At 67.3% G+C, this 6,220-nt stretch carries 8 protein-coding genes; 3 read left to right on the top strand and 5 right to left on the bottom strand.

Annotated elements, in window-relative coordinates; genetic code table 11:
- Positions 1-141: 141 nt before the first annotated feature.
- From VFA16_RS14775 to VFA16_RS14760, 4 genes are all read right to left on the bottom strand, one after another.
- Positions 142-369: a hypothetical protein gene (locus VFA16_RS14775; RefSeq protein WP_324968536.1), complete on the bottom strand. Its 228-nt coding sequence runs from the start codon at positions 367-369 to the stop codon at positions 142-144.
- Positions 370-465: 96 nt separating this feature from the next.
- Positions 466-1,098: a Maf family protein gene (locus tag VFA16_RS14770; protein WP_324968535.1), complete on the bottom strand. Its 633-nt coding sequence runs from the start codon at positions 1,096-1,098 to the stop codon at positions 466-468.
- Entirely contained in the window at positions 1,095-1,355 is a 261-nt protein-coding gene (locus tag VFA16_RS14765; RefSeq protein WP_324968534.1) for an acyl-CoA carboxylase subunit epsilon, read from the bottom strand. Before VFA16_RS14765 ends, VFA16_RS14770 begins: the two co-directional genes overlap by 4 nt.
- Positions 1,352-2,992 (bottom strand): acyl-CoA carboxylase subunit beta, encoded by a 1,641-nt coding sequence (locus VFA16_RS14760; RefSeq protein WP_324968533.1) that lies wholly within the window; start codon positions 2,990-2,992, stop codon positions 1,352-1,354. The genes VFA16_RS14765 and VFA16_RS14760 overlap by 4 nt, the downstream gene beginning before the upstream one ends.
- A 38-nt stretch (positions 2,993-3,030) precedes the next feature.
- On the opposite strand from VFA16_RS14760, the gene VFA16_RS14755 reads away from it, so the two are divergent.
- Both VFA16_RS14755 and VFA16_RS14750 read left to right on the top strand, forming a co-directional pair.
- Positions 3,031-3,846, top strand: coding sequence for a biotin--[acetyl-CoA-carboxylase] ligase (locus VFA16_RS14755; protein ID WP_324968532.1), 816 nt, complete (start codon positions 3,031-3,033; stop codon positions 3,844-3,846).
- Positions 3,846-4,364: a PH domain-containing protein gene (locus VFA16_RS14750; protein ID WP_324968531.1), complete on the top strand. Its 519-nt coding sequence runs from the start codon at positions 3,846-3,848 to the stop codon at positions 4,362-4,364. The genes VFA16_RS14755 and VFA16_RS14750 overlap by 1 nt, the downstream gene beginning before the upstream one ends.
- On the opposite strand, the gene VFA16_RS14745 is transcribed toward VFA16_RS14750, so the two are convergent.
- The gene (locus tag VFA16_RS14745) at positions 4,319-4,981 is read right to left on the bottom strand and encodes a GtrA family protein (RefSeq protein ID WP_083087125.1); all 663 of its coding nucleotides are present in this window, start codon (positions 4,979-4,981) and stop codon (positions 4,319-4,321) included. The genes VFA16_RS14750 and VFA16_RS14745 overlap by 46 nt on opposite strands.
- Positions 4,982-5,068: 87 nt before the next feature.
- On the opposite strand from VFA16_RS14745, the gene VFA16_RS14740 reads away from it, so the two are divergent.
- Positions 5,069-6,220 (top strand): 5-(carboxyamino)imidazole ribonucleotide synthase (locus VFA16_RS14740; RefSeq protein WP_324968537.1); only part of this gene is annotated, 1,152 nt, incomplete at its 3' end.

Below are 6,220 nucleotides of genomic sequence, written 5' to 3'. Positions count from 1 at the left end.
CCAGTCGTTCGGGGTGGGCATAGCCGGCGAGTGTGGGGCTGGGATCTTCTGGCAGCGGCACACCTCGAGCCTACCCACGACGGCCAGCCCCAGGACAAGCGCCGAGATCGACGCTCGCGCCTTGGCGATGGACGAACTGGGTCAGACGCTCAGCGCGACTTCGTACGCCACGGCGAAGCGTTGGGCGTCCCGCGCCGGCCGGAACAACGCGCCGCCATTGGGAGACCAAGTCACGACCCGCAGGAGTCGCTTGCCCGGCGCCAACTGTCTGCAGATGGCCTCGGCCAGCGCCACGCGAAGCCTTGCCACGTCATAGCGGTCGATATCGGGCGACACCCGAACGTCCCACATGGTTTCTTCCACTGGCATCGCTCAAGTGTCGGGCGCGCGACCGGATAACCGCGCGAGCGCGTTCGGGGCGCCCCGCTTCGGTTGTGTTGCGGTCCTATTGCGATCCGGTCACGATCACCGCCCTTGCCACAGGGCGGCGACCGACAATCCCACACGGCCCAGAAGGCGGCGCAGCAGGGGAAGGCTCAACCCGATCACGTTGGACGGGTCGCCGTCGACGCCGTCGACGAACCAGGCGCCCAAGCCGTCGATGGTGAATCCGCCCGCCACATGCAGCGGTTCGCCGCTGTCGACGTAGGCGGTCAACTCTTCGACGGTGGGCACGCCGAAACGCACTGCGGTAGTGGCAGTTTCGGATTCCTGCTGACTGGGCTTGCCGTCGAGCAGGCGCAGCACCGCGTGACCGGTGTGGAGCTGTCCAGACCTCCCGCCGATGGCCTGCCACTGTCGGCGCGCCTCGTCGGCCGTAGCCGGTTTGCCGCACAGGCGGCCGTCGATGTGCAGCATCGAATCACAGCCGACCACAACGCAATCCGCCGCGACCGCCGCCTCCAGGTCGGCCGCAACCCGCTCGGCCTTGGCCTGGGCCAGCGCGCAGACAACCTGCGCGGGCGAGGCATTCGGGCCCAGCTCGGCGATGACCGCATCCTCGTCGACACCGGACACGCGCACCAGCGGTTCAATGCCGGCCTGGCGCAGCACCTTGAGCCGGCCCGGTGAAGCGGACCCCAGGACTAAGCGGGTCACCGCTTCATATGGAACCGTTCCAGCAGCGTGACCCGCTGCCAGCTGAAGACCGGATACCGCAACTTGTCGACGGGATGTCCCCACATGTTGCGCTCGGGTCGCGTCGGCTCGGCCGGACCGCCACTTGCGCTGCCGAGCACCGCGATCAGCGCGGCAAGCTCTTCCTCGGTCGGGTTGCCCTTGACGACCTCGATGTGCGGCTCGTGCCCGTCGTGGGCCTGCTGGGGCTTCTGCCCGTCGTTCGTCTCTTCGGTCACAGCGGTATGTTCCCGTGCTTCTTCGGCGGCAGCTGGGCGATCTTGCGTTCCAGCAGCCGCAGGGCGGTCGCGACGTACCCGCGGGTGTGCGACGGCGGAATCACCGCGTCGACGTACCCGCGCTCGGCCGCGATGTAGGGGTTGACCAACGTGTCCTCGTAGTCCTGCTGCAGCTTCAACCGCAGCGCGTCGACGTCCTCGCCGTTCTTGGCCGCCTCCGCGAGTTGCTGACGGTAGACGAAACCGACTGCGCCGGACGCCCCCATCACCGCGATCTGCGCCGTCGGCCAGGCGACGGCGACGTCGGCGCCCATGTCTTTGGACCCCATCACGCAGTACGCACCGCCATAGGCCTTGCGGGTGATCACGGTGATCTTGGGGACCGTCGCCTCACCGTAGGCGTAGAGCAGCTTCGCGCCGCGACGGATGATGCCGTTGTATTCCTGGTTAGTGCCCGGCAAGTAACCCGGCACGTCGACCAGCATGACGATCGGGATGTTGAAGCAGTCGCACGTCCGCACGAAGCGCGCGGCCTTCTCCGACGCGTTGATGTCCAGGCAGCCGGCGAATTGCGTGGGCTGGTTGGCGACGATGCCCACGGGCCGGCCGTCGATGCGACCGAACCCGACGACGATGTTCTGGGCATAACCGTTCTGGATTTCGAGGAACTCGTCGTCGTCGAGGATGCGGGTGATCACCTCATGCATGTCGTAGGGCTGGTTCGGTGAATCCGGAATCAGCGTGTCGAGTTCGACGTCCTCGGCGGTGAGGTTGTCCTCGATGGCGCCCTCGGGAATGGGCGCCGCATACCGTGGCGGATCGGCGTAGTTGTTCGGCGGCAGATAGCTCAACAATTCACGAACCCAGTCGAACGCGTCCTGCTCACCGGATGCGACGTAGTGCGCCGTCCCTGACTTCGCCATGTGGGTGTGGGCCCCGCCCAGCTCCTCCATGGTCACGTCCTCGCCGGTGACTGTCTTGATGACGTCCGGGCCGGTGATGAACATCTGGCTGGTCTGGTCGACCATCACCACAAAGTCGGTCAGGGCGGGGGAGTAGACGTGCCCGCCCGCGGCGGCGCCCATGATCAGCGAGATCTGCGGGATCACGCCAGAGGCCAGGATGTTGTTGCGGAAAATCCGGCTATACAAGCCGAGCGACACCACGCCTTCCTGAATGCGCGCGCCGGCCCCGTCATTGATGCCGATCAGCGGACGCCCGGTCTTGATCGCCAGCTCCTGCACCTTGACGATCTTCTCGCCGTACACCTCGCCAAGGCTGCCGCCGAACACGGTGGCGTCCTGGCTGAAGATGCACACGTCGCGGCCGTCGATGGTGCCGTAGCCGGTGACCACACCATCGCCGAGTGGCCGCTTGGCGTCCAGCCCGAAGTTGGTGCTGCGGTGCCGGGCCAGGGCGTCGAGCTCGACGAACGACCCTTCGTCCAACAGCGCGTAGATGCGCTCGCGGGCGGTCAGCTTGCCCTTGGCGTGCACCTTGTCCACGGCCTCGACGCCGACCGGGTGCAGCGTCTCGTCCAGGCGCTTGCGCAGTTCAGCCAGCTTGCCGACGGTCGTGTGGATGTCGACGGTGTGCTCGGCAGCGGGTTCGGCGTGGTGATCGGTAACGCTCGTCATGGGTGTCGAGCTTAGCGGCTCGCTTAGGCTGGTCCGTGATGGAGCACGACCTGCTCAGGCCGCCATTGGATGCGGCGGCGTTGCGCGACGGCCTGGTCGGGCCGGGGCTGCCGTGGCGTCAGCTCGACGTCGTCGAGGAAACCGGGTCCACCAACGCTGATCTGCTGGCCCGTGTGGCGGCCGGCGAAGACATTGACGGGTGCGTGCTGCTGGCCGAATACCAGAACGCCGGCCGTGGCCGTCATGGCCGGCACTGGTCGGCGCCGCCGCACGCGCAGATCGCGATGTCGGTCGGGGTGAACGGGCCGTCAGTTGCCCGCTCAGCGTGGGGGTGGCTGCCGCTGGCGACCGGGCTTGCGGTGGTCGACGCGCTGGCCGCGGTGGCCGATGTGACCGCCGGGGTGAAATGGCCCAACGACGTGCTGGTGAAGGACGGCAAGCTGGCCGGGATACTCACTGAAGTCGCCGCCCCCGCGCCGGTGATCGTGATCGGGCTGGGACTGAACGTGACCTTGACCGCCGAAGAAGCGCCGGATCCGGCGGCGACGTCGCTGCTGATGCTGGGGTCGTCGATGACTGACCGAAACACGTTGGCGCACAGAATACTTCGCGAGCTGGCTGGCCGCATCGAAGCCTGGCGTACCGCGGCCGGCGCCGGCCCTGGGCTCGTCGCCGCCTACCAGCGCCACAGCCTGACGCTGGGGCGCCGCGTGAAGGCAACGTTGCCCGGTGACCGTGAAGTAGTCGGCGTCGCCCAAGCCGTCGACGAGATGGGCCGGCTGCAGGTCGACACCGGCGGACAGACCGTGGCGATTTCGGCCGGCGACATCACCCATCTGCGGGCCGCGCACTGATGCGCTACCCCGACAGCGTGCTGGCGGACGGCGAGCAGGTGGTTTTGCACCGCCATCCCCACTGGAAGCGCGTGATCGGAGCGGTCACGGTGCTCATCCTGGCGACCGGTCTGGCGTCGTTCGTCGCCGGATTCGTCAACACTAGACACTGGGATCCGAGCGCCAAGAACGTCATCTTCGGTGTCATCTGGGCGATCTGGCTGCTGGTGGTTGGCTGGCTGACGCTGTGGCCGTTCTTCGCCTGGCTGACAACGCATTTCGTCATCACCGACCGGCGGGTGATGTATCGGCACGGCGTGCTGACGCGCAGCGGAATCGACATCCCGCTGGCCCGGATCAACAGCGTCGAATTCCGGCACGGGATCGTCGACCGGATGTTGCGAGCCGGCACGCTGATCATCGAGTCGGCGTCACAAGAACCGTTGGAGTTCTACGACATTCCGCGCGTACGGCAGGTGCACGCGCTGCTGTATCACGAGGTTTTCGACACACTCGGATCAGAAGAATCGCCCAGCTGAGCGAACCGGTTGCGCCGTGATCGCCACGCGCGCAGCAGCGTGACGGTGCCGCCTTCTTCGATGTTGTCCTCGAAGACTTCGGCGATCCCGCCGGCGGTCAGCGCGGATTCCAGCGCCTTCTCCGAGCTGCGGCCGAACTCGTCGGGGAACACCCAGCGCCGGAAGGCCCAGAACCTGAAGGCCATCTGCAGCAAGTTGCCGATGATGTAGGCGGAGATGAAGTCGGCGATGTTCTCCACGGTCAGCGACACCGTCGGCACCCGCACCTGCAGGACATAGTGCGAGAACCACAGCGGCGCCATCGACAGCAGCACGCCCACCCCGCTGAACGCGAAGAACAGCAGCGCCTCGTGGTGGCGTTCCCGGCCGCCGCGGTGCCGGAAGCTCCATTCCCTGTTGAGGATGTACGACGCGATGACGGCGACGATGCCCGCGATGACCTTGGCGGTCACCGGCTTGGGCTCCAGAATGGTCAGCTTAAGCGTGTAGAAGGTCGCCGAGTCGATGACGAACGTGGTGGCCCCGACAATGACGAACTTGATCAGTTCGTGATGGCGTTCGACGTAGGACCGGACCACCCGCGGCAACCGCACGATCGTGGCATCGGCGAAGGACACAATGTCGCAGTCTACGTATTGCGGGCCGCCGGTGCGTCGCGGCGGTGTGACCGCCGCTAAATGCCCCGCTCAGCCGGTCATGACACGATGATTGACGTGCCCGGTACCCCCATTGCTGCACCCCTGGTCGCCATGGTCGGTGGCGGCCAGCTGGCCCGGATGACCCATCAGGCCGCGATTGCCCTGGGCCAGACCCTGCGGGTGTTGGCCGCCGCGCCGGACGACCCGGCTGCTCAGGTCACCCCGGACGTGGTGATCGGCTCCCACACCGACCTGCACGACCTGCGCCGCGTCGCCGCCGGCGCGGACGTGGTGACGTTCGACCACGAGCACGTGCCCGGCGAGCTGCTGGAAAAGCTGGTCGCCGAGGGCGTCAACGTGGCGCCGCCCCCGCACGCGTTGGTACACGCCCAGAACAAACTCGTCATGCGCGAACGACTTTCCGCGCTGGGGGCTCCGGTGCCGCGCTACGCCAGCGTCGATCACCCCGACGAGCTGGACAGCATTAATGGTTTTGCCGATCGGGTCGGCGGTCCGATCGTGGTCAAGGCGGTGCGCGGCGGCTACGACGGTCGCGGGGTCCGGACGGCCCGCGACCTGGCCCAGGCCCGCGATATTGCGGGCGAGTTTCTGGCCACCGGCGTACCGGTCCTGGTGGAAGAGCGGGTCGAGATGCGTCGAGAGCTCGCCGCGCTGGTGGCTCGCTCGCCGTTCGGCCAAGGCGCGGCCTGGCCGGTGGTGCAGACCGTGCAGCGCGACGGCATTTGCGTCGAGGTGATCGCACCCGCGCCGGAGCTCGATGACGACGTCGGCGCCGAGGCGCAGCACCTGGCGTTGCGGCTCGCGACCGAACTCGGCGTCGTCGGCGTGCTGGCGGTCGAGCTGTTCGAGACGACCGACGGCCGGTTGCTGGTCAACGAGCTGGCGATGCGCCCGCACAACTCCGGGCACTGGACCATGGACGGGGCCCGCACTAGCCAGTTCGAGCAGCATCTACGCGCGGTGCTGGACTATCCGCTCGGCGACACCGACGCCACCGTGCCGGTGACGGTGATGGCCAATGTGCTGGGTGCCGCGCAAACGCCGACGATGACGGTCGACGAGCGGCTGCATCACCTGTTTGCGCGGATGCCGGAAGCCCGGGTTCACCTCTACGGCAAGGGAGAGCGGCCAGGCCGCAAGATCGGGCATGTCAACTTCCTTGGCTCCGACGAAGCCGAGGTGGCGAAACTGCGTGAG

The sequence above is a fragment of the Mycobacterium sp. genome, assembly GCF_035653355.1.
Taxonomy (GTDB): Bacteria; Actinomycetota; Actinomycetes; order Mycobacteriales; family Mycobacteriaceae; genus Mycobacterium.
This window is presented reverse-complemented; position numbering and strand designations above follow the sequence as displayed.

Excerpts from the sequence above, each read along its gene's own strand:
- VFA16_RS14750 (WP_324968531.1), top strand. The coding sequence starts at position 3,846 with ATGCGCTACCCCGACAGCGTGCTGGCGGACGGCGAGCAGGTGGTTTTG.
- VFA16_RS14760 (WP_324968533.1), bottom strand. The coding sequence starts at position 2,992 with ATGACGAGCGTTACCGATCACCACGCCGAACCCGCTGCCGAGCACACC.
- VFA16_RS14755 (WP_324968532.1), top strand. The coding sequence starts at position 3,031 with ATGGAGCACGACCTGCTCAGGCCGCCATTGGATGCGGCGGCGTTGCGC.
- VFA16_RS14775 (WP_324968536.1), bottom strand. The coding sequence starts at position 369 with ATGCCAGTGGAAGAAACCATGTGGGACGTTCGGGTGTCGCCCGATATC.